This window comes from Streptomyces sp. NPDC020747 (genome assembly GCF_044334695.1).
In the GTDB taxonomy this organism is placed as follows: domain Bacteria; phylum Actinomycetota; class Actinomycetes; order Streptomycetales; family Streptomycetaceae; genus Streptomyces.
Genome location: NZ_JBIRTJ010000012.1, coordinates 275,895 through 296,705 on the forward strand (window position 1 = coordinate 275,895; position 20,811 = coordinate 296,705).

The window sequence follows — 20,811 nt, forward strand, 5'->3', positions numbered from 1 at the left end:
GTCGACGTCAGCGAGCCGGAGGGCGGGTATTGAAAGAGCGGAACGTGTACGTCGACGCACCAATGAGGCCACTGATCGCGGATCTGTTGTTCGAAGACGGCTACAGGCTGATCAGCTCTGCGACGGCAGCCTCACCGCGTCACTGTCCACGCCCTGCTCCCTCGCACCGTCCGCAGGGAACGGCCTGTCGGCACGGCTCATTCGGGCGGCTCGGGACGACGGGTGTGCGATGGCCCGGGTCGACGGTCCCTCCTCGGGGCCGGAGCCGCGGCGCAGTTCGTGTTCCCTGCGCATGAGCCGACGTGCGTATTCATGGTCTCCCAGCACCCATTGGATCTTGGCAAGCAGGCGGTACGCGTAGCTGAGACTGGCGGGATCGTCGACCGCCTCGAAGCGCTCAAGTGCGAGATCGGCATGGAGACGGGCCGGCGTGAGGGTTCCGTGCTTGCGGAAGGCCTCGGCCGCCGTCGCATGCGAGTGCGCCGCCCCCTCCCGGTCTCCCTGGTCGTCGAGCAGTTGGGCGGCCTGCTGGGCGAGTACCGCGGCATCGGGATACCGCCCGGTGTACATGCGCAGCGCGGCCTCCCCCGCGAGGCACTCGGCCAGCAGCCTTGCGTCCCCGGCTTCCTCGAAGCAGGCGTGCGCCTCGGCCTGGAACCGCATCGCCTCGTCGACGAGGTTGGCGGCCAAGGCCCGTTCAGCGAGGTCCATCAGATGCCGGCCGCCTTCGGCCGCGTCCTCGGGCGCCGACCGGGCCGCACGCGAGAGTTCGGCGGCCACGCCGTGCCGCGCGAGCGAGGGGTCCCGTCGCGCCAACTGCGGGTGGCCGGGGTCGAGTTCTTTCCCCACGAGTGCCAGGGCGCCACGCGCCCGCGCGATGCCCCTGCCGTAATTCCTGCCCGTCGCGTACCGGTAGGCGGCCTCGGCCTCCTCTCTGGCCATGGCGGGCCGCTGCTCCTCGCGGAGGGCGTCGGCCACGTCGCAGCTGAGCTCGGTTGCGAGGTTCCATCGGTCCTCGCGCGCCGCCCGCGCCGCCATGATCAGCTCGGGAAGTGCGGCGGCCCGCCAGGCCCTTCGAGCGCTGTCCCCGCGCGCGGCCTCCAGACAGCGGCGGAGGTGCAGGTACAGCCAGGTCCGCCGCAGGGTCTCCTGTGCGGGCGTGGTGCGCGAATAGCTGCGGTAGAGGTCGTGGAACGCGTAGCGGCCGTCGGTGCGCTGAAGGAGTCCCGCATCGACGAGTTCCTCCAGCAACAGTCCGCAGATGCCTGGCGGCATACGACACAGGGCGGCAGCCGAGTAACGGTCGAAGTCCGGGCCGGGATGGCCGGCGCAGTCGTGGAGCACCTGCCTCTGCTGCTCGCTGAGCGCCTCGTACGACACGGTGAAGGCCGTACGGACGCGGTCGTCGTCGGAGTGGAGGTGCTGCAGCGGACGGTCCGACTCCCGCATCGCGTCCAGCAGCAGGTCGGGTGGGGTGCGGCGCAGTCTGGCGGCGATGGGGCGCAGGGCGAGCGGCAAGCAGCTCAACAGCCGGGCGATCTCGGCGAGTTCGCCGTCGTGCCCGGTGAGCCCGCTGAGGTCGTGCATCATCGCCACCGCGTCGTCCACCCGGAGCGGAGCGAGCGCGTACCGGCGGGCACGCCACGGCATCAGTTCGGTGAGCGAGGTGCGACTGGTGACCACGATCAGCGCGTTGTACGGGCGCGCGTTGGCCTGGGAGACCTCGGCGACGTCCGTGACGTCGTCGAGCAGCACGACGGGGAAGTCGGCCGCCGGATACCCCTCCCGGCCACCGGTGAGCCGCTGGTACAGCTCGGCCGCCAGCGCCGACTTGCCCACGCCCGGCGGCCCGTGGATGACGAGGACGCCGGGTCCCCGAGCCGTCTCCGCGGCCAGCTCCCGCAGCTCACGGTCGCGGCCGAACAACTGCTCGGCGGGCGGCGGTCCCGGGGCGTCGGCGCTCAGGCCCGCTTCGGGCAGTTCCTGCGCAACGTACGCCGGGTTGCGGAAGACGGCGATCCGCTCGCCCGAGTTGTGCGCCCCGAGCTGGGGGTGCTGTGGGTGATCCCGAGTGCTCAGCAGCCGATGCAACTCGGCGTGCACGGTTCCGAAGTCGAGCTCGGGGCCGGCTCCGAGCACACCCGTCCGTACGAACCCGAGCATGGCGCCGGTGAAGGCGGACAACTCCTCGCCGGGCAGGGAGTAGGCGAGCTCGGTGGCCGCGCTGGACGTGAGGACGCAGACGCCGTCGATGTCGGCGGCCTGTTTCAGCAGCGTCTCGTGGGCGCTCATGCCCCCTTCGACGGCGGCGCCGCTGAAGCAGCAGTCGAGGACCACGGCGCACTTAAGGCCCCGCCGTCGGTAGGCCGATCGCACCTCGTCACGGATGTGCGCGTAGGGAAGCGCGCGCCACATCTGTTGCTCGTTGGAGTCGTGCAGGGCGAGATGGAGGTCGGTCGGCCGGTCGGGGTGCAGCAGTCCGTGTCCGGCGTAGTAGATGAGCAGCGTGTCGGTGGCTTCGTTCACGGCGGCGTCGATGGCTCGCATGACTTCGCTGCCGTCGGCCTGGGGACCGAGCACCCGGCAGCCTGCCGCGCTCAGGCCCCAGACGGCCTCGTCGCACAGCGCGTCCCGCAGCGCCGTGATGTTCCGTTCCACCGCGGGCAGTTGGGCGAGTCCGCCGCCTGCGGCATACCCGTGGATGCCGATCAGTACCGCTCTGGAGGTCAACCGGTCGGCCAGCCGTGCCGTCATGTTCCGGCCTGTTCCTGCTCCCTGCGGGCCCGCAGCACTCTCAGTACGTCCTCGGCCGTTCCCTCCAGCAGGGTCCCGTCGCTCTCGGTGACACGCACGGTGGGCGCCTGCGTTCCGCGCGGGCGGCGCCAGGCGGTGATGGCGACCAGCAGCCCGAGAAGCCCGACCGTGCTGTCCACGACAGCGGTGACCGTGTCCAGGGTCCCCATCGTGCCCGGGGGCGGTGACGACGTGTGGGGGTCGGCAGACCCGATCGTGGCGCCCGACCGTGCCACTGACGGATCACGGCGCAGCCACCCGGTCAGGGCAGTGGCACCTGCGGCGCTTCCCACACTGATCCGTACCTCGCTCATCCACGCTCCCCCGAAATCGCGCGTTCACCACCTGAAAAGCCAGGGTCCCATCTTCCCCGTGGACTGGGAGAGTTCTGCATCCGCTTCACCCTGCCGACTGGCGACATCACGCCACTGCTGTGCCAATGCCGCTAACAGCGCCGGGCCAGCCGGCATGTTGACGGGTCTTCGGCGGCCTGTCTCCACTTCCGGAAACTCTTCGAAACATTCGAATCCCCAGCCACACATATCTGATCTTCAATCGGCAGAAGACATTTCCGAGGCGCCATTGGAAAACCCAAAGTGCGCTACTAGCTGGCATTATCGCGCTCACAGATCTCAAGCCAATCACGAATGTTTCGTAATCAAGGACGAAACTCTTGACGCTTGACGGGTGCAGGTCAACACTGTTCGACCAAACCCCCTCCCATGGATGACGGAGGAAACCCGCACATGAACCTCATACCTGCACAGCCGAGCCGCAGGCAGACCTGCGCCATGCTGCTGGGCGCCACGACCGCACTGGCGCTGCCCGGCACGGCCCGCGCCGACACGGTCGTCACCACGAACCAGACCGGAACCAACAACGGCTACTACTACTCGTTCTGGACCGACGCGCAGGGCACGGTCTCCATGAACCTGGGCTCCGGCGGCAACTACGGCACCACCTGGCGGAACACCGGGAACTTCGTCGCCGGCAAGGGCTGGAGCAACGGCAGCCGCAGGACCGTGTCCTACTCGGGCTCCTTCAGCCCCTCCGGCAACGCCTACCTGTGCCTCTACGGGTGGACGTCCAACCCGCTGGTCGAGTACTACGTCGTCGACAACTGGGGCACCTACCGGCCCACGGGAACGTACAAGGGCACCGTCACCAGCGACGGCGGCACGTACGACATCTACCAGACGACGCGGTACAACGCCCCGTCCGTCGAAGGCACGAAGACCTTCAACCAGTACTGGAGTGTCCGGCAGTCGAAGCGGACCGGCGGCGCCATCACCACCGGCAACCACTTCGACGCCTGGGCGCGAGCGGGAATGCGCCTCGGCAGCTTCAGCTACTACATGATCCTGGCGACCGAGGGATACCAGAGCAGCGGCAGCTCCAACATCGCGGTGGCGGCATGAGCACCCGCGCACGTCTCGCGTTACGTCCTCTGCCGACGGCGCTCGCCGCCGTCGCGCTGGTCGCCGCGGGCACCCTCACCGTCGACGCCGCTCCGGCGCAGGCCGCCGCCTGCAACGGATACGTCGGGCTCACCTTCGACGACGGCCCGTCCGGCAGCACACCGGCCCTGCTCAACGCACTCACGCAGAACGGGCTGCGGGCCACGATGTTCAACCAGGGCCAGTACGCCGCCGCCAATCCGTCCCAGGTACGGGCGCAGGTCAACGCCGGTATGTGGGTCGGCAACCACAGCTACACCCATCCGCATCTGCCCCAGCTCGGCCAGGCACAGGTCGACTCGGAGATCTCCCGGACCCAGCAGGCGCTCGCGGCCGCGGGCGGCGGTACGCCGAAGCTGTTCCGACCGCCGTACGGCGAGACCAACTCGACGGTGAAGGCAGTCGAGGCCAAGTACGGTCTCACCGAGATCATCTGGGACGTGGACTCACAGGACTGGAACGGCGCCGGCACGGATGCCATCGTGCAGGCCGCCGGGCGGCTCGGCAACGGCCAGATCATCCTCATGCACGACTGGTCCGCCAACACGCGGGCCGCGATCCCCCGTATCGCGCAGGGGTTGACCGCCATCGGCCTGTGCGCCGGCAGGATCTCCCCGCAGACCGGCCGCGCCGTGGCCCCCTGACAGATCGGGCCGGCGTTCCCCGTACGGCCTCTGCGCGTACGGTCCTTTGAACTGGCGGCACCGCGTCTTCGCCCCGCTCACGCCGGTGAGCGGGGCGAAGTCATGAGGGTGCCGGTCGTGGATCCGGCGCGAACCTCGACGACTGATCGTCCGGCGGGCCCGCTCAGCCGTTGACCTCTGGCCTCGAAGCACGGAGTCACCTTCAGACCTGGTTCCGAGTCGCGTCGAGACACGGCACGCGGCCCGTCCTCTCCCTGAGAGGACGGGCCGCGTGCCGTGTGCGGTCAGCAGGTCGGTTCAGCAGCGGTGGGTACCGGCGAAGTCCCAGAACTCGGACCTGGTCGCCGGCCCGGCGATCCCGTCTTCAACGAGGTTGGCGCCGTGGAGGTTCAGGTACATCTGCAGCGCCCTGATCGTGTTGGGTCCGACGATTCCGTCGATGGAATCGTCGTAGTAGCCCATGGCCTTGAATTTCGTCTGCGCCGCCTTCCAGCTGTTGGTGCCCAGCTGCCCGTCGATCGTGCCGGGGTCGTAGCCCGTGGTGCGCAGCCAGCACTGCCAGCTCTTCGCATGTGCGGTGTCCAGTCCCAGGTTGACCACCGCGAGCGGTGCGACGGCCTCGGCACTCACCGTCTGCTGCAGCGCCGGTGCGGGAGCCGCCACGGCCGTGCCCGCGGTGGCCAGGCCGCCGGCGGCGATCCCGAACGCGGCGGTGACACCGACGAGTGCCTTCGTGAGAACTCGCATGCTGTTTCCCTCCGTTGACGTACGACGAGCGGAGCCGACCGCACCGGCCGGCTCCGCAACGAGACTGCGGGTTCGACGCGCCGGTCCGCCACAGTTGACGCACAAGTGGCGGTGTCCCGGGACGTCCCACTCGCTGACCTGCTGGGACGTCGCCCGCCCAGTCGGTACAGCGGGACGACCACGGACGGGGGTTGGCTGATTCTGCAGGAGAGTGGGACTCCTGTTCCGTGAGAGCCGTGACGGCTGATGCAGAATGAGGCCGGGACAGGGGGGCCGGACCAGCGGTCCCGAACGCGAGTCGGGGGAGACATGTCGCGTTGGAAAGAGTTGCCCGCTGAACTGCACCCGGATATCCACCAGTTGATCGTGCGACTGCGAAGGCTGAAGGACCGCAGCGAACTGAGCACGCGTCAACTGGCCGCAAAGACCGGCTACAGCGCGAGGTCGTGGCAGCGGTATCTGACTTGCAGGTCACTGCCGCCAGGGGAGGCCGTCGAGGCGTTGGCCCGCATCGGCGGTGACGATCCGACCCGGCTGCTGGTGCTGCACGAGATCGCCGCCGAACGCTGGGCGGAGGGACGGGTGGTCACCGCCGGTGTCCCCGAGAGCGCCCCGGCGACGGCAGTACCCACACCCATCCGCCAGCAGCCGCACGGGCGTTACCTGCGCGCCGCGGTCATGGCGGGTGTGGTGGCCCTGGTGCTGTCCGTCTCCGTGGCGCTCCTGCTGGCCGTGCGGCTCGCCGAAGCCCGAGCCCAACTCGCGGACGACCGGGCCGATCCGGTCGCGGCGACCCCGGCCATCGTGTCGGAGTCCACGGTACCGGTCATCTACACCTGTCGGCTGGAGCAGAGTGACGGCCGCTGGTACGCGGGCCTGAGCCGCACCTCGGACACCATCCTGGCGTACACCTACATGGGGCCGGAAGTGGCCGAGGCGCAGTGTCTGCTGCGCCGGGCGGGCGTCTCACCGGGGGACATCGACGGCGTCTTCGGCCCGAAGACGCAACGTGCGGTCCAGCGCGTCCAGACACGGAACGGGCTGGTCGTGGACGGTGTCATCGGCCCGCACACCTGGAAGGCCCTACGGGAGGCGGTGGCGAAGTGACCGGGGAACACACCCGGCTGACCGCGGCACTGCGGGAGCTGCGGGCCCGTACGGGGCTGAGCCTGGCGGCGCTGTCGGAGCGGACGGCGTACAGCAAATCCTCGTGGGAGCGCTACCTCAACGGCAAGAACCTGCCCCCGCGTCAGGCCGTACAGGAACTGTGCAGGGTCGCGAACGAACCGGACGGGCGGCTGCTGGCCCTGTGGGAGATCACCGAGTCGCAGTGGAGCGAACGGGCGGCAGTCGCCGCCGACGAACCACGTCCACAGCCGCTGGAACCGCCCCGGCCGCCCGAGACCCTGCGGCCACGCCGCCGCCCTGGCACTCTCATAGTGGTGCTGGTCTCGGCGTACACCGTGTTCGTCGGTGGTGTGGCACTGGTGCTCTTCCTGTTGCTGGACCGGGAGGCCCCGGGGAACGAACCGCTGTCGGCCTCCGCCCCGTACTCCCTCGCTCCCCAATGCCAGAAGGCCGCCTGCGAGGGCCGGGACCCGATGCGTATGGTCTGCGGATTCGCTCCCGACAACCTCACCACGTACCGCACCGCCGGCGGAGCCCATGTGGAGCTGCGCTACAGCGAGAAGTGCGGGGCGAGTTGGGCTCGGGTGTGGGGGGCGCGGATCGGCGACCGGGTGGAGGTCACGGCGGGCGGCCCGACCCACGAGGTGCGCATCGACGACAGGGCCGACGCGGAAACCTACGTCTACACCGAGATGACCGCGGCCCGTCCCGGCAGCACGGTCCGCGCCTGCTTCCGGCCCGCGTCGGCCGACGGCGAACGGGAGTGCGTCGAGGCCCGCGTGGGCGGGGCAGACGCCCGGCCCACGACCACAGCGGCCCGGCGGCCTCACTTCAGCAGCGTCCAGGCGCTGCTCGACCCCAGGCACTCCCTGCTGGTTCAGCCCGACCCGGGGTGGGGGCCGAGGGCGACGTCGTCACCCCACACCACGACGGCGGCTCCGGCCGTGGACACCGAGCCGATCCCGAACAGGACGACGACGTCGCCCGGCTTGATCCTGCCCGTGCTGGCCGCTTCGAACAGGTTGGCGGTCGTGAGGACCGGGCCGATGTTCGCATAGGTGCTGAAGGTGCTCACGGTCTTCGCCGGATCGACGCCCAATGCCCTGGCGCAGAACGCGGCGAACCAGGCGACCGGCGTGTTGACGACAAGGAAATCGACGTCGTCGATCGTGTACCCGGCTTTGTCGAGTGCGCCGCGAACGCAGGTGGTGAGCTGTTGCTCGGCGCGGTCTCGCATGATCCTGCCGGCAGCGGCGTTCTCCATCCGCATCCTGATCCTCGGCGTCGGGATGCGGTCGACGGCCTCCGTGTCGTCGGCCTCCATCAGGAACTCCGCGACGCCGCACGTCTCCTGCGTGCCGATCACCTTCGACGAGATGATCCCCCGGCCGGTCGAGCAGCGCTCGATGAGCAGCGCGCCGCACCCGTCGCCCAGGAACCACGACAGGGTGCTGTTCGGGTCGACGTTTCTGGACGACGTGATCGAAGTGACGAGGGCGATCCGCTCGTAGTCGCCGACGCGCACCAGCGCCGCGGCGGTCTGCAGGCCGACCATCGCGGAGTTGCACGCGGACTCGAAGTTCCATGCGGGCACGCGGAGTCCCAGCCGTGCGGTCAGGTGGGCTGCGTTCTGCGGTCCAAGGGTGTCGGGCAGCCATGAGTGGACCATGACCGCGTCCAGTTCGGCGGGGTCGATCCCCCGGGCACGGCAGAGCCCCTGTAGCGCCCTCTGCTCCAGATCGATGGCGGTCTCCCCCGCCGCGATCACCCGCCGTTCCCCGTGCGCCGCGGAACGTGTCGGACAGGTACGGTCTGCGCTCGATCTCGAACGCGTTGTCCGCCTCGGCCCCGTCGCTGGAGGCGACCACACGGAGGTAGGTCCCGTTGTCCTTGTCGGCCACGAGTTCGGGGTGGTTCCGCTCCCAGAAGTCGTTGCGGCGGACATGGGTCGGAAACTCCAGGGCGATCGCCGAGATACCGGCTCCGGTGCTGGTCAAGGATGCACTCCTCACCTGGTGCTGACGGGGAAGACGGTCGGGGCGTATCGAGGGCTCAGGTGGTGGTCAGTGAGGCGCTCGGAAGGAAAGGCCGACTGCTTCGTTGCGGTCCCGGAAGGGACCCGGCTCGTCCCGGTCGACGCTCACGCAGATCACCTGCGGGCCCGGGTCCTGTTCAGCGGCGTGTCTCGCCCCGTCGAGAGCGATCGGGATCTCGTCGGGGACACGGACTCGCCAGGCTCGCGCACCCAGGCTCTCGGCCAGCCCTGCCAGGTTCGGGCCGCCCAGCCCGAAGTCCTCGTCGGTGGTGCGCATGGTGTCGGGAAATGAATGGTCCATGCCTTGTCGCACCATGTTGAAGGCGTTGTCGTCGAGCACCACCCAGATGGCCCCGACCATCAGCCGGGCCGCGGTGGCGATCTCCGTGGCGTTCATCAGGAACCCGCCGTCGCCGGTGACCGTCACACAGGTCGCCTCCGGCCGGGCGAGCTTGGCGCCGATCACGGCGGCGCTGGCCCAGCCCATGCTCGCCATGCCGAGCGGGCAGTGCACCTGCGACGGTGGATCGACCGCCACCCGTTGCGTGAACCATCCGGTGCTGTTCCCGATGTCGACGAACACCAGCGCCTCCGGGATACCGGCCGTCCACCGCTGGAGGTGGTGCATCAGGGCCTGCGGTGTGACCGGCACGGCACCGAGTTCGGCGACCGAGGCCTCGGCGACGACCCCCGGCAGGTCCTTGAGCGCATCACGTCGAAGGCGTAACGGCTCCTGGTGGGGTCCGTGGGCGGCACACGCGTCCGCCGCCGTCGGCACAGCGCGCAGGAATGCCCCCGCGTCGGCGTGCAGCGCGTGGTCCACCGGGTAGGCACGGCCGATCTTCGCCGGGTCGATGTCGACCTGCACCAGTGCCCGCGTTCCCCGCAGCGCGGGAGACCAGTTCGCGCTCGCCCATTCCCCGAGGCCGCTGCCGACCACTACCACCACGTCGGGTGGGTTCCGCGTCAGGTAGGCGTGCGCTCGGCGGGCACCACCGACGCCCATCACGCCCAGGGCCTGCGGATGTGTTTCCGGGAAGAGCCCTTTGGCCTTCATGGTGGTCGCGGTCGGTACGGCGAACCGCTCGACGAACCCCGCGAGCGCCTTGCCCAGGCCCGGATCGGATCTGAGGGCTTCGCGTGCCCCGTTTCCCAGCACCAGCATGGGGCGTTCGGCAGCCAGCAGCGCCCGCGCGACCTCGGCGACTCCGGCGACTCCGGCGACTCCGGCGACTCCGGCGACTCCGGCGACTCCGGCGAGGAGGAACGTGTCGGATACCGACAACGGTTTCCCGCCGACTTCACCGGACTCGACTTCCTCGGTGAACATGTCGACGGGAACGCTGAGGTGCGCGGCTCCGCGAGGGGCGGTCAACGCCTGACGCACAGCGTTGTCGACCAGTTGCGGGGCGGAGTGGCAGTTGCCGATCTCCCTGCTGTACTTGGCGCACCGTCCCAACGCGCCCAACACGTCCACCCCGTCCTCGGCCCCCTCCTGAAATCCTCCGCGCCCGTGACGACTTCGGGCCACCGCGCCGCTGATCAGGAGTACCGGTGAACCGTCCGCCTGAGCGACCGCCAGGTGGGGCAGGGCGTTCAACGCTCCGGGTCCGCTGGTCACCAAGGCGACGCCCAGCCTGCCGGTGACGCGCGCGTACCCGTCCGCCATGGCCACCGCGCCCGACTCGTGCCGCGCCACAACAAGCCGCAGGTCCACGTCGCTCAAGGTGCGATCCAGCAAGGGGCCGATGGCGCTTCCGGGGACACAGAACAACGTGTCGACGCCACTGTGTTTCAACACCCTGAGCAAGTGGTCGGAGAATGACCGTCTGCCACTTCCGTCCGGAGGTGAGCCGACCTCGGAGAGCACGGTGTGACACCAACTCTCCATTCGGACAGGCCGAATCAGCACTGTTCCACAGGAATACGGCCGTTTCAACAAGAACGCCGGGCCTGGATCCGATACCGGGCGATGGGTTCCACGGCCCAGGTCATCCGGCCGGCATCCGTGCCCATAGGGTGCCACCGTGACTGCCACCCTGAGTTCCACGAAGGCCCGCGCCGCGCTCCGCACATCGGCGCGTTTTTCCGCGGAGTTGCTGCTGATATTCGCGATGCTCGCAGTGTCTCTGTGGCTTCTGGGCCGGATGTGGTCGGTGGTGTGGCCGCTCGTCGTCGGCCTGCTGCTGACCACCCTGACCTGGCCCCTGGCTCGTTTCCTGCGTCGTCACGGGTGGAGGCCCGCCCTCGCCGCGTCGGCCGTGACCGTGCTGTTCCTCCTCGTCACAGTCGGCGTCGTGGCGCTGATCGCCGTGCCGGTGGCGTCCCAGTCCGGTGAGCTGACCGACGGCGTGGTCGACGGCATCCAGAAGCTGCGTGACTGGGCCTCCGGGCCGCCGTTGAACATCGGCGACGACGACATCACCAAGGCCATGGACAGCGCGGTCGCCCGTGCTCAGGACGGCCTCGGCAGCATGGTGACCACTGTGATCACGGGTGTGAGCACCATCGTCAACGGCGTGGTCACCGCCGTGCTGGCGCTCTTCCTGATGTTCTTCTTCCTCAAGGACGGCCCGCGTTTCCTGCCGTGGCTCGCCCGTCAGCTGCCCGGCCGGCTCGCCACCGACATCCCCACCGTGGCCGCGCGCGGCTGGGCAACCCTGGGCTCCTTCGTACGTTCCCAGGCGGCCGTCGGCCTGCTCGACGCCGTCCTGATCGGTCTGGGCCTGTGGGTTGTGGGGGTGCCGCTGGTGCTCCCGTTGGCGGTGCTGACCTTCGTCTCCGCGTTCGTGCCGATCATCGGCGCCCTGTTCGCCGGTTTCGTCGCCGTCCTCATCGCGTTGGTCTTCAACGGCCTGACGGACGCGCTGATCGTGCTGGCCATCATCATCGGGGTGCAGCAGCTCGAGGGGAACGTGTTCCAGCCCATGATCCAGAGTCGTGGGCTCGGCCTTCACGCGGCCGTGATCCTGTTGGCGGTGACACTCGGCGGCAGTCTGGCCGGCATCGTGGGCAGTCTGCTCGCCGTACCGATCGCGGCACTGATCGCGGTGGTATGGAACTACGTGCGCGAGCAGCTCAGCGAGCCGTCACCGGAGCCGGTGCCGGTGCCCGAAGGGTGACCCGCCGGTCGGGCTGACGGGCGTGGCCGGGCGCGCGAACGGCCCCTCCCAGGTCGCGGTGCTCCACCTCGCTTGCGAATCTGCAAGCGAAAGGAGTTCACTCCCATGGTTCCTGTCACCGCTTCGCCCGTACGTATCGAGGCATCCGTCGATGCCCCGCTGTCCAGATGGCTGTGGCTGGTGAAGTGGCTCCTCGCCGTCCCGCACTACATCGTGCTGTTCTTCCTGTGGATCGGGTTCGTCCTCGTCACGGTGATCGCATTCTTCGCCATCCTGTTCACCGGTCGGTATCCCCGGTCCCTCTTCGACTTCAGCGTCGGCGTACTGCGATGGAACTGGCGGGTCAGCTACTACGCCCACACCGCGCTCGGCACCGACCGGTACCCGCCGTTCACTCTCGCGGATGTGCCCGACTACCCGGCGCGGTTCGACATCGCCTACCCCGCGCGTCTCTCACGTGGTCTGGTCCTGGTGAAGTGGTGGCTGCTGGCGATCCCGCAGTACATCGTCGTCGCGATGTTCGCGGGTGGCTGGGGATGGGGCGGGCACTGGGGCGACGGCGGCGGCTGGCGGGGCGGCGGGCTGATGCCCTTCCTCTCCCTCGTGGCCGTGGTCATCCTGCTGTTCACCGCCCGGTACCCGCTGCACCTCTTCGACTTCCTGATCGGCCTCGCCCGGTGGGTCGCGCGGGTGATCGCCTATACGGCGCTGATGACCGACCAGTACCCGCCGTTCCGTCTCGACATGGGCGGACAGGAGTCCACACCGCTCCCCCGGCCGGACTCACCGCCGACCACGCCTCCGGCCTCCCCCATGACGAAGGGCTGAATCCGCACCCGGCCCCTGAGTCCCGACGTGTGGACCGCTTACTCGGTGGCAGCCCGGGCGCGTGCGGCCTCGCGGACCGCGGCCGCGTTCTTCTTGCCCTGCCGCGAACCGTTCAGCTTGGCCCTGATGTGCTCCCGGACCGTGACGGGTTCGTAGGCCAGACCGTGGTCCGCGTCGAGAAGGGCGGGCAGTGTCTCGATGACCGCGTCCGGGTTCCCGTCGTGGAAGAAGGCGGCCGAGCGGCGCCGCAGGATCGTCCCGTCGACGACGGGAGGCTTGACCCGGTGCAGCGTCGACATCCACCGGTCGTTGGTCAGCCGGGCCGTGAGATCGCCGAGGTTGACGAGCAGAGCGCCGTCCGCGGGCGCCACGTCGTGCCAGGTGCCGTGTCGGTCGAGCACCTGGAGCCCGGGGACCTGGTCGGCCCACAGCACGGTGACGATCCCGTAGTCGGTGTGCTCGCCCATCCCCATCGGCTCGCCGTCCAGGTCCACGGCGCCTTCCGGCAGGGCGTAGTTGTTCATTCGGAGCACGTCGATGGAATGGCCGGTGAGCGCCTCGAAGAAGCCCGGCGTCAGGCCGAGGGCGTCCGCGAAGATCCGCGTCAGCGTGCGTGCCACCCGCGAGGCGTGAGCGAAGTAGGCATCCACCCGCGGCGTGAACCCCTCGATGTCCGGCCACACGTTGATCCCGAAGTCGTCCTCGGAAAGGCCGAGTTCGGGCGGAAAGGAACGCGCCTCGACACCGACGTTGAAGGCCTCGAAGAAATCGTTCATCCGTGATGCCGACTCGAGGCCCAGGCTCAGGCTCAGCGACTCGCTGTTCGGCGGGCTGTACCCGCGGTTGGCGCCGCCGTCGACGCGGTACGCCTTCTTTGCCTCCAGCGACAGCGTGAAGAACGCGTCCAGTGCCCCCTTCAGACCGTCGATCGCGCTCTGCGGAATGCCGTGCCCGAGGACCTGGATGAACCCCACCTCGGCACACGCGGCATCGACCAGTCGTGCCACATGACTCCGCTCCTCGTCCGTACCGTCTCCGGCGTAGGGGGAGATGTCGACGGTCGGCACGGTGAACATGGGTGTCGAGGTGGCGATGTGAGACTTCACTGTCCTGTGTCCTTCCAGACTGTGGTCATCGGGCGAAACCGTGGTCATCGGGCGGAGGGCCGCCGACCGGCCCGTGTTCCCTGCCCAGTTTCGGGGCGGAGCAGGTCGCGCGGCATCCGCTACCCGCGTGAGCCACTCCTGAGAGCGACGGCCGACCGACTCGGCCGCCTCTCTCCCCTCCCAAGTGGGATGTGGCAGGAGCCGGGGCGCAGCCACACATGGGTCCCACAGTCCGGGCCCGCGACCGAGGCGTCAGCGGGAGGTGAGCGGGGTTTCCGACTCGACGCGGGTGAGTTTTTCGGGGTTGCGGACGTAGTAGAGGCCGGTGACGCGGGTGTTCTCCACCGAGAAGGCCAGCACGCCGTCGATCACGCCGCCCAGGCGCAGGATGAGGCCGGGGTTGCCGTTGACCGTCGTGGGCTCGCTGGTGAAGGTCCCGCCTGCCTTGTCGAGACTGCCCGCCATGTAGCGGAGCACCTTGTCGGCGCCGACGACCGGCCGCAGGGCCGCCAGCCTGAGACCGCCGCCGTCGCTGACGAAGACGACGTCCGGGGCCAGTACGTCGAGCAGCCCCTGCAAGTCACCGGTTTCGAGCGCGCGCCGGAACGAGTCCGACGCCGCCCGGGCCTCCTCCGAGGAAGCCGGTGTGCCCGGTCGGCGGGCGTCGACGTGCTGACGGGCGCGGTAGGCGATCTGCCGTGCGGCGGCGGGGCTCTTGCCGATCGCGGCCGCGATGTCGTCGTAGCCGAACTCGAAGACCTCGCGCAGTACAAAGACGGCGCGTTCGGTCGGTGAGAGGGTTTCGAAGACGTACATGAGCGCCAGCGACAGGTTCTCGGACAGTTCGACGTCCTCGGCCACGTCCGGCGTGGTGAGCAGGGGCTCGGGCAGCCAGGGGCCCACGTAGGCCTCCTTGCGCCGTTTGAGGGTGCGCAGCCGGTTGAGTGCCTGCCGGGTCGTGATCCGCACCAGGTAGGCACGCGGGTCCCGCACCTGCGCCAGGTCGGCCTTGACCCACCGCAGCCAGGTCTCCTGGAGAACGTCCTCGGCGTCCGCCGCGGAACCGAGCATCTCGTAGGCGACGGTGAACAGCAGGTTGCGGTGGGCGACGAATGCCTCGGTCGCGGGATCGGTCACGTGGTCGGTCATGTCGTGCGCTTCGCTCTCTCGCGGTCGGCCCCACCTACTTGAGGCAGGCCGTGGATGTGTACCCGGTCCGAAGACGGGTTATCGCCGGCAGGCTCCCCCGCTCGGCCGGACCGGTCGGTCCGGCCGAAGGAGGAGAAGGCTCGGCGGCTCGGCGGCTAGGCCGCGCGTCCGGTGTCGGACGGTGTCGTGCCGTGTTCCGGCCGGGGCGCCTCCAGGCGGCCGTTGTCGTCGCCGCGGGCTGTGCTGGGACCGGCCTTGCGTGCCCCGGACACCAGCTTGTCGAGGGTGAACTTGCAGGCGATCTCCTTGACGCCGGCACCAGGCCGCCCGCCGATGTGGAGCGCGTTCACCCTGTCGTTCGGGTAGGAGAACTGGGTGACGCCCTCGTCGCGGCCGAGGCTGAGGCACTGCCCGGCGAACCACATCCGGACGGGAGCGGGCGTCTTCCCCGCGATCCGGCGCAGAATCGTGGCGGCGGCTGCCGGGCCCAGCTGTACAGCGGCCTGGCAGCTCATCCGGAACGGCCGGTCCGCCATCGCCGCCGCGTCCCCGGCGGCGACGATGCGTACGTCGTCCATGCTGGTCAGCGTCGCGTCGGTGAGCAGGCGGCCCTCGGTGTCGGTGCGCAGCCCGCTGCGGGCCGCCAGGTCCGGGACGCGGAATCCCGCGGTCCAGATCGTCACAGCGCTGGGCAGCTCGCGGCCGTCGTCGAGCCGTACGGCGTCCTGCGTCACTTCCGCCACCCGCGTACGGGGACCTTCGAGGACGGTCACGCCCAGCCTGGCGAGCCGACGGGCGACCGGGCGGCGGCCCCGGGCATGCAGGGAGGGGCCGAGCACGTCACCGCAGACCAGGGTGACTCTGCGGCCCTGTTCCGCCAGCTCGGCGGCGGTCTCCAGGCCGGTCGGGCCCGCCCCGACCACGGTCAGCGGAGCCGTCACGGGCATCGCGGCCAGCGCGGACCGCAGCCGTTCCGCCCCCTCGATGTCCGACACCGAATGAGCGAACTCGGCCGCTCCGGGCGCACCAGGATCCGCGGCACCGCTACCCACGGCGTAGACGAGGTAGTCGTACGAGACCGTGCCGCCGCCCGCCAGCGACACCCGGCGCTCGGCGGCGTCGATCCGGGTCGCGGTGTCGACCACCAGCCGGACGTTCCCGCCCAGAACCTCGCCGAAGCTCTCGACAGCGTCGTCGGAGTCGGTCACGAGCTGGTGCAGACGGATTCGCTCGACGAAGTGAGGACGCGGATTGACCAGGGTCACCGACACGCCATCGCGCCGAGCCAGGCGATTGGCCGCCGTCACGCCTCCGTACCCGCCGCCGACCACGACCACCTGAACATTCCCGTTCATCATGTCTCCCTGTGTCTCCCTCGAGTGATGGACTCGGCATGGAGACACCGGCCGCGCATCCCGTGTCACGGCCTGCGGATGAGACGTAGCACACATCGGACGCGGCGCGGACGCCACAGGGGCTTTCCGTGCCGTCCCGCATCACCTGCGATTTCGTCGCAGCCTCGGCGATGAGTTCACCGATCGGATCCGGCGGCAGCCCGGCGACCCGGAACTCCGCCACGATCAACTCACGCGGCCCAGCCCCGTCACGCCCGAATTCAACGAGCAACCGGGGCGCTGGAAGGCTCTTCCCTCTCGCGCGGAGCACATGATCTACTCGATCAGGGCCATCGCGTACTCGGCCCGACCCGTTCACCTGGAGCGACGGACACGACGGAGTCGTCATGCCGACCGGCCCACAACGGTTCCCACGGATCGTCACCGACAAGGCGCATCCCGCGCGGGTCTACGACTGGCTGCTGGGTGGCAAGGACAACTATCCGGTCGACGAGGCCGTGGGGGAAAAACTACCGCCCGAGGCCAAGGACGCCGCGCGGCAGAACCGCCAGTTCATGCACCGGGCGGCCGCCTGGCTGGCCACGCAGGGCATCGACCAGTTCCTGGACATCGGGACGGGGATCCCCACCGAGCCGAACCTCCATCAGATCGTTCAGGGCATCGTGCCGACGGCGAAGGTTGTCTATGCCGACAACGATCCGATCGTCCTGCGTCATGCCGAGGCGTTGCTGGTCAGCCGGCCCGGAGGTGTCACCGACTACATCGAGGCCAATGTCCGACAGCCGGAGGGGATCGTCGAGCATGCCCGGCGCGTCCTGGACTTCAGCCGCCCGATCGCGCTGTCGCTGATCGCGCTGATGCACTTCGTCCCCGACGAGCAGGACGCGCACACCGTCGTCCGCGATCTGGTCGCCACCCTGCCGTACGAAGCCGTCGGGCTGGGGTACAGGTGCGGGTGCCCAGCCGCCGTCGGTCAACCGGGCGGACGCCGACGGGCGACGCCACCTGGACGCGTCCCTGCGGAGCTCCTCCGACGTCGTCCCGGTCGGCGACACGGCTCAGACCGCGCACCTGACCCTGGACGTCCTCGGCCAGGCCCCTGGCGAGCTGCGGGCGTCGGTGCCGGCCAAGGCACCCACCGGTTGGCAGGTGACGACAACTCCGCGCTCGCCGTTGCGGATCCGGTCCCTGCGCCTGCCCGTACAGAAGACGGTGTCCGTGCAGGTGACCGTGCCTCCCGGCACCGCCGCCGGGTCCTACCCGGTGCGCCTCATGGTCGAGGCCGACGGAGCGGGCCAAGTCACCCTGGACGCCACCGTCGAGGTACGCCCGGCCGCGAAGTGTGCGACAGCCACGGACAAGCAGTGCGCGGTGGACCTGAGCCGGGACATGGCGCACGACGGGACGGCCAGCACAGACAATCCCGGCCAGGGTGACTTCGACGGATCCGGCTGGAGTTACGACGCCGGTCTCCTTCCGGCCGCCGGTCCTGTCACCTGGGACGGCATCAGGTACGAGGCACCGGATCCGACCGGGACCGCGGCGAACTTCGTCGAGGCCGGCAGCCAGACGCTGTTGCTGCCCGCCCGCAGCCACGGCACCCTGCACCTGGTGGCGGCATCGCGCAACGGGCCGGTGACGACCGCGCTGACCGTCCGATACACCGACGGCAGCAGCTCCGAGGTCCCGCTCAAGGTCGGCAACTGGGCCGACCAGGCCCCCGACGGCACCACCGTCGTCCTCGACATGCCCCACCGGATCAAGGCCGGCCAGGGCGTCGACGGGCCGCCGGTACGGCTGTTCGGCAGTTCCGTCGAGCTGGACAGCACCAAGGAGATGCGCTCGTTGACACTGCCGAACGATCGGCGGATCGAGGTGTACGCGATCACGCTGTCGTAGACGGCCTGCGCAGGCAGCCGTCGGAATCCCTCCTCAGCCCTCCAGCGGTCGACACCAGAGGATCGGGAGCCCCGAACTCAGGGCCATGACAAGGGTGTCGGGGCAGTTGAGTAATGGTTACTCATGCCATGCCACAGCCGCACAAGCCACTCTCTGAGAACCGCCGCGATCCACACCCCACCGGGCCCGGACCACGAGAAGAGGCGCAGTGGGAAGCCGGGCCGCGCGGCGAGTTCATGGGGGGTCTGACTGTCGGCTCGGCTCGTCGGGCCTGGCAGAACCTTCCGGTAGGAGCGAGGGGTTCACGTGCATGCTCAGCGGAGCAGTGCGCGGTCGGCATTGATCAGGAGGCTGGTATGAGAGGTAAGTTACGACGCCGAGGTGCCATGGCCGCGGTGATCGCGGCACTGAGTGCCGGTGGGATGGTTCTGTCGACGGCGTCAGCTTCGGCCGCCGCGTCGGCGTCCGCGCTGATCAGGGTGGAGGTCGGGGCGGCTGTCTTCAACGGCCGCAACCTGGCCTCCGGCACGGTCGGGGTCCCGGACCTCTGGTCCGGGGATGTACTCATCGCCACCTGCTGGAACACCGGCGAGGACCTCGGCGGGGGTAACCGTTGGTACCTCACCGTCTACGAGCGCTACAACCACCTCAACGGACTCGAACTGACCGTGACCGGGTGGACGTACGCGCCGTACGTGGACAACAGTGCCGCGTCCAAGGGCACCATCACACACTGCTGACCGGAGCGGCATTGCGCCTTCTCCGACTTGAAGTTGCTGGTCGGGGGTTCAGCGCACCTTCGTTGCGCGCCGCGGGAGTGGTAAGTCCCGTGGCGCGCACCGGAGGTGCTTCTGTCTGCCCGACGACCGGACGCGCGACGCCTGGAAGGACAGGGTGTACGTCCTCACCGGTGGCACGCGCGGGCTGGGTTACGCGTCGCGCGAACTCGTCACCGACGGGGCCAACGTGGCCGGAGTCGCCATGGACAACTCCGCCCCGCAGTCGCCGCAGCAACTGATCGCCACCGCACGGGAGTTGATCGGCGGCTTCGACGGCATCCTCGTCAGCGTCGGCGGACCGCCCGCGGGCAACGTGGCTCACAACACCGACGAGCGGTGACAGACGGACTTCGAGTCGGTGTTCCTGGGCGCGGTACGGCTGGCCCGAGCGGCCGCCGCGGAACTTCGGGACGGGGGTTCCATCGGGTTCGTCCGGACCCGAGCGGAGTCCGCGTCTTCGGGCTGCTGCCGGGGCGGATCGGTACGGACCGCATGTGTGAACTGGACGGGCTGTCCCCCGCCCCCGAGACCAGGCGGACCACCGACGAGTCCGGGATTCCGCTGCCGCGGTATGGGGCGCCGGAGGAGTTCGGACGTGTCGGCGCGTTCATGCCGTCACCAGCGGCTGCCTACGGGGCTTGGGTGATGCTGTCGGTGGACGGCGTTCGCCACCACTCCCCCGGCCGTCGGTCAGCGGGTGTGGCGGCGGACCGCGTCCAGGAGTTGGTCGATGTCGTCGGCGCTGTGGGAGAAGGCGGTGACGAACCGGACGATGCCCGGTTCCCAGCGGTCGTGGTAGAAGGCGTAGCCCTCCGCGAGGAGTCCTTCGGTGACTTGCTGGGGCAGGCGGCAGAAGAGGATGTTGGCCTGCGGCGTGGCCAGCAGGCCGACGGCGGGGATGGCCTTGAGGCCGTCGCCGAGCCGGGTGGCCATCGTGTTGGCCCGGCGGGCGTTGCGCAGCCACAGACCGTCGGTGAGGTACGCGTCGATCTGGGCCGTGTGGAAGCGCATCTTCGAGGCGAGCTGGCCGGCGCGCTTGGCGCGGAAGGCGAGCTCGGCGGCGAGTGCGGGGTCGAAGGAGACGATGGCGTCGGCGGTCATCGCGCCGTTCTTGGTGGCGCCGAAGGACAGCACGTCGATGCCGGCCTTCCAGGTCATCTCGGCCGGGGTGGCGCCAAGATGGTCCAGGGCGTTGGCGAAGCGCGCGCCGTCCATGTGGACGCGCAGTCCCGCGTCCTTGGCGACGGCGGACAGGCGGCGGATCTCCTCCAGGCTGTAGACGCTGCCGCTCTCCGTGGCCTGGCTGATGCTCACCGCGGACGGCTGCACGCTGTGGACGTCACCGGCCCGGCGACGCACCGCCGTCTGCAACGCAGCGGGGTCGATCTTGCTGTCGGGGCCGGGCACACCGACGAGCTTGGCGCCGTTGGTGAAGAACTCCGGGGCGCCGCATTCGTCGGTGTTGACGTGGCTGTCGGGGTGGCAGAGCACGCTGCCCCACGGCGGGGTGAGGGCGGCCAGGCTCAGGCCGTTGGCGGCGGACCCGGTGGAGACCGGGAAGACGTCGACATCCCGCTCGAAGATCTCGCCGAGCCTGCGGCGGGCACTGTCGGTGTAGGGGTCGTTGCCGTACGGCAGAACCTGTCCGGCGGCGGCGTCGGCGACGGCCTGGGCTATCTGCGGGGAGGCCCCGGCCATGTTGTCGCTGCTGAAGGCACGGCTGGAGGGGGTGATGGCGGTGGTGGTACTCATGAGGGGGCTTCCTTGGT

Annotated in this window: 15 protein-coding genes and 4 pseudogenes; 10 read left to right on the plus strand and 9 right to left on the minus strand. The window is 69.5% G+C overall.

The window, feature by feature from the left end; all coding sequences use genetic code 11:
* Positions 1 to 111: 111 nt before the first annotated feature.
* Together ACH4YP_RS30045 and ACH4YP_RS30050 are read right to left on the minus strand one after the other, a co-directional pair.
* On the minus strand, positions 112 to 2,754 hold the full coding sequence (locus tag ACH4YP_RS30045) for an AAA family ATPase (RefSeq protein ID WP_398493699.1): 2,643 nt from the start codon (positions 2,752 to 2,754) through the stop codon (positions 112 to 114).
* On the minus strand, positions 2,751 to 3,107 hold the full coding sequence (locus tag ACH4YP_RS30050) for a hypothetical protein (RefSeq protein WP_361050404.1): 357 nt from the start codon (positions 3,105 to 3,107) through the stop codon (positions 2,751 to 2,753). Before ACH4YP_RS30050 ends, ACH4YP_RS30045 begins: the two co-directional genes overlap by 4 nt.
* A gap of 432 nt (positions 3,108 to 3,539) precedes the next feature.
* Here ACH4YP_RS30050 and ACH4YP_RS30055 point away from each other — a divergent pair, with 432 nt between their 5' ends.
* Together ACH4YP_RS30055 and ACH4YP_RS30060 are read left to right on the plus strand one after the other, a co-directional pair.
* Positions 3,540 to 4,211 (plus strand): glycoside hydrolase family 11 protein, encoded by a 672-nt coding sequence (locus ACH4YP_RS30055; RefSeq protein ID WP_361050407.1) that lies wholly within the window; start codon positions 3,540 to 3,542, stop codon positions 4,209 to 4,211.
* Positions 4,208 to 4,891, plus strand: a pseudogene (locus ACH4YP_RS30060) (polysaccharide deacetylase family protein); the annotation flags it as partial. The gene ACH4YP_RS30055 and the pseudogene ACH4YP_RS30060, both read left to right, overlap by 4 nt.
* A gap of 300 nt (positions 4,892 to 5,191) precedes the next feature.
* Here the strand turns inward: ACH4YP_RS30060 and ACH4YP_RS30065 are convergent.
* Entirely contained in the window at positions 5,192 to 5,641 is a 450-nt protein-coding gene (locus ACH4YP_RS30065; protein WP_361050413.1) for a peptidoglycan-binding domain-containing protein, read from the minus strand.
* A 309-nt stretch (positions 5,642 to 5,950) separates the two neighbouring features.
* On the opposite strand from ACH4YP_RS30065, the gene ACH4YP_RS30070 reads away from it, so the two are divergent.
* Together ACH4YP_RS30070 and ACH4YP_RS30075 are read left to right on the plus strand one after the other, a co-directional pair.
* Positions 5,951 to 6,748 carry a peptidoglycan-binding protein gene (locus ACH4YP_RS30070; RefSeq protein ID WP_398493702.1) on the plus strand — a complete coding sequence of 266 codons (798 nt, stop codon included), beginning with the start codon at positions 5,951 to 5,953 and terminating at the stop codon, positions 6,746 to 6,748.
* Positions 6,745 to 7,488: pseudogene (locus tag ACH4YP_RS30075) on the plus strand (DUF2690 domain-containing protein); the annotation flags it as partial. The gene ACH4YP_RS30070 and the pseudogene ACH4YP_RS30075, both read left to right, overlap by 4 nt.
* 158 nt (positions 7,489 to 7,646) lie before the next feature.
* Here ACH4YP_RS30075 and ACH4YP_RS30080 read toward each other — a convergent pair.
* A complete protein-coding gene (locus ACH4YP_RS30080; protein WP_398493704.1) occupies positions 7,647 to 8,537 on the minus strand; it encodes a 3-oxoacyl-ACP synthase III family protein in 891 nt (296 codons plus the stop codon).
* Between the two features lie 295 nt (positions 8,538 to 8,832).
* Positions 8,833 to 10,695: a thiamine pyrophosphate-binding protein gene (locus ACH4YP_RS30085; RefSeq protein WP_398493706.1), complete on the minus strand. Its 1,863-nt coding sequence runs from the start codon at positions 10,693 to 10,695 to the stop codon at positions 8,833 to 8,835.
* Between the two features lie 148 nt (positions 10,696 to 10,843).
* On the opposite strand from ACH4YP_RS30085, the gene ACH4YP_RS30090 reads away from it, so the two are divergent.
* On the plus strand, positions 10,844 to 11,926 hold the full coding sequence (locus ACH4YP_RS30090) for an AI-2E family transporter (RefSeq protein WP_398493823.1): 1,083 nt from the start codon (positions 10,844 to 10,846) through the stop codon (positions 11,924 to 11,926).
* A 105-nt stretch (positions 11,927 to 12,031) separates the two neighbouring features.
* Positions 12,032 to 12,754 (plus strand): DUF4389 domain-containing protein, encoded by a 723-nt coding sequence (locus tag ACH4YP_RS30095; protein WP_361050430.1) that lies wholly within the window; start codon positions 12,032 to 12,034, stop codon positions 12,752 to 12,754.
* 38 nt (positions 12,755 to 12,792) lie between these two features.
* Here the strand turns inward: ACH4YP_RS30095 and ACH4YP_RS30100 are convergent, their stop codons facing one another.
* From ACH4YP_RS30100 to ACH4YP_RS30110, 3 genes are all read right to left on the minus strand, one after another.
* A complete protein-coding gene (locus ACH4YP_RS30100) occupies positions 12,793 to 13,860 on the minus strand; it encodes an isopenicillin N synthase family dioxygenase (RefSeq protein ID WP_398493708.1) in 1,068 nt (355 codons plus the stop codon).
* Between the two features lie 252 nt (positions 13,861 to 14,112).
* Positions 14,113 to 15,009, minus strand: a complete 897-nt coding sequence (locus ACH4YP_RS30105) for an RNA polymerase sigma-70 factor (protein ID WP_398493710.1) — start codon at positions 15,007 to 15,009, stop codon at positions 14,113 to 14,115.
* A gap of 155 nt (positions 15,010 to 15,164) precedes the next feature.
* Positions 15,165 to 16,364, minus strand: a complete 1,200-nt coding sequence (locus tag ACH4YP_RS30110; protein ID WP_398493712.1) for an NAD(P)/FAD-dependent oxidoreductase — start codon at positions 16,362 to 16,364, stop codon at positions 15,165 to 15,167.
* 386 nt (positions 16,365 to 16,750) lie between these two features.
* On the opposite strand from ACH4YP_RS30110, the pseudogene ACH4YP_RS30115 reads away from it, so the two are divergent.
* From ACH4YP_RS30115 to ACH4YP_RS30130, 4 genes and pseudogenes are all read left to right on the plus strand, one after another.
* A pseudogene (locus tag ACH4YP_RS30115) lies at positions 16,751 to 17,287 on the plus strand (SAM-dependent methyltransferase); the annotation flags it as partial.
* A gap of 148 nt (positions 17,288 to 17,435) precedes the next feature.
* A complete protein-coding gene (locus ACH4YP_RS30120; RefSeq protein WP_398493824.1) occupies positions 17,436 to 18,263 on the plus strand; it encodes an NEW3 domain-containing protein in 828 nt (275 codons plus the stop codon).
* 386 nt (positions 18,264 to 18,649) lie between these two features.
* A complete protein-coding gene (locus tag ACH4YP_RS30125; protein ID WP_361050439.1) occupies positions 18,650 to 19,003 on the plus strand; it encodes a hypothetical protein in 354 nt (117 codons plus the stop codon).
* A 115-nt stretch (positions 19,004 to 19,118) separates the two neighbouring features.
* Positions 19,119 to 19,717: pseudogene (locus tag ACH4YP_RS30130) on the plus strand (oxidoreductase); the annotation flags it as partial.
* 15 nt (positions 19,718 to 19,732) lie between these two features.
* Here the strand turns inward: ACH4YP_RS30130 and ACH4YP_RS30135 are convergent.
* On the minus strand, positions 19,733 to 20,794 hold the full coding sequence (locus ACH4YP_RS30135) for a threonine aldolase family protein (protein ID WP_398493714.1): 1,062 nt from the start codon (positions 20,792 to 20,794) through the stop codon (positions 19,733 to 19,735).
* Positions 20,795 to 20,811 lie beyond the last annotated feature (17 nt).

Bases quoted from the DNA above. Each gene is read 5' to 3' on its own strand.
- ACH4YP_RS30045 (WP_398493699.1), bottom strand. From the start codon at position 2,754: ATGACGGCACGGCTGGCCGACCGGTTGACCTCCAGAGCGGTACTGATC.
- ACH4YP_RS30050 (WP_361050404.1), bottom strand. From the start codon at position 3,107: ATGAGCGAGGTACGGATCAGTGTGGGAAGCGCCGCAGGTGCCACTGCC.
- ACH4YP_RS30055 (WP_361050407.1), top strand. From the start codon at position 3,540: ATGAACCTCATACCTGCACAGCCGAGCCGCAGGCAGACCTGCGCCATG.
- ACH4YP_RS30065 (WP_361050413.1), bottom strand. From the start codon at position 5,641: ATGCGAGTTCTCACGAAGGCACTCGTCGGTGTCACCGCCGCGTTCGGG.
- ACH4YP_RS30070 (WP_398493702.1), top strand. From the start codon at position 5,951: ATGTCGCGTTGGAAAGAGTTGCCCGCTGAACTGCACCCGGATATCCAC.
- ACH4YP_RS30085 (WP_398493706.1), bottom strand. From the start codon at position 10,695: ATGGAGAGTTGGTGTCACACCGTGCTCTCCGAGGTCGGCTCACCTCCG.
- ACH4YP_RS30095 (WP_361050430.1), top strand. From the start codon at position 12,032: ATGGTTCCTGTCACCGCTTCGCCCGTACGTATCGAGGCATCCGTCGAT.
- ACH4YP_RS30105 (WP_398493710.1), bottom strand. From the start codon at position 15,009: ATGACCGACCACGTGACCGATCCCGCGACCGAGGCATTCGTCGCCCAC.
- ACH4YP_RS30110 (WP_398493712.1), bottom strand. From the start codon at position 16,364: ATGAACGGGAATGTTCAGGTGGTCGTGGTCGGCGGCGGGTACGGAGGC.
- ACH4YP_RS30125 (WP_361050439.1), top strand. From the start codon at position 18,650: ATGGCCGCGGTGATCGCGGCACTGAGTGCCGGTGGGATGGTTCTGTCG.
- ACH4YP_RS30135 (WP_398493714.1), bottom strand. From the start codon at position 20,794: ATGAGTACCACCACCGCCATCACCCCCTCCAGCCGTGCCTTCAGCAGC.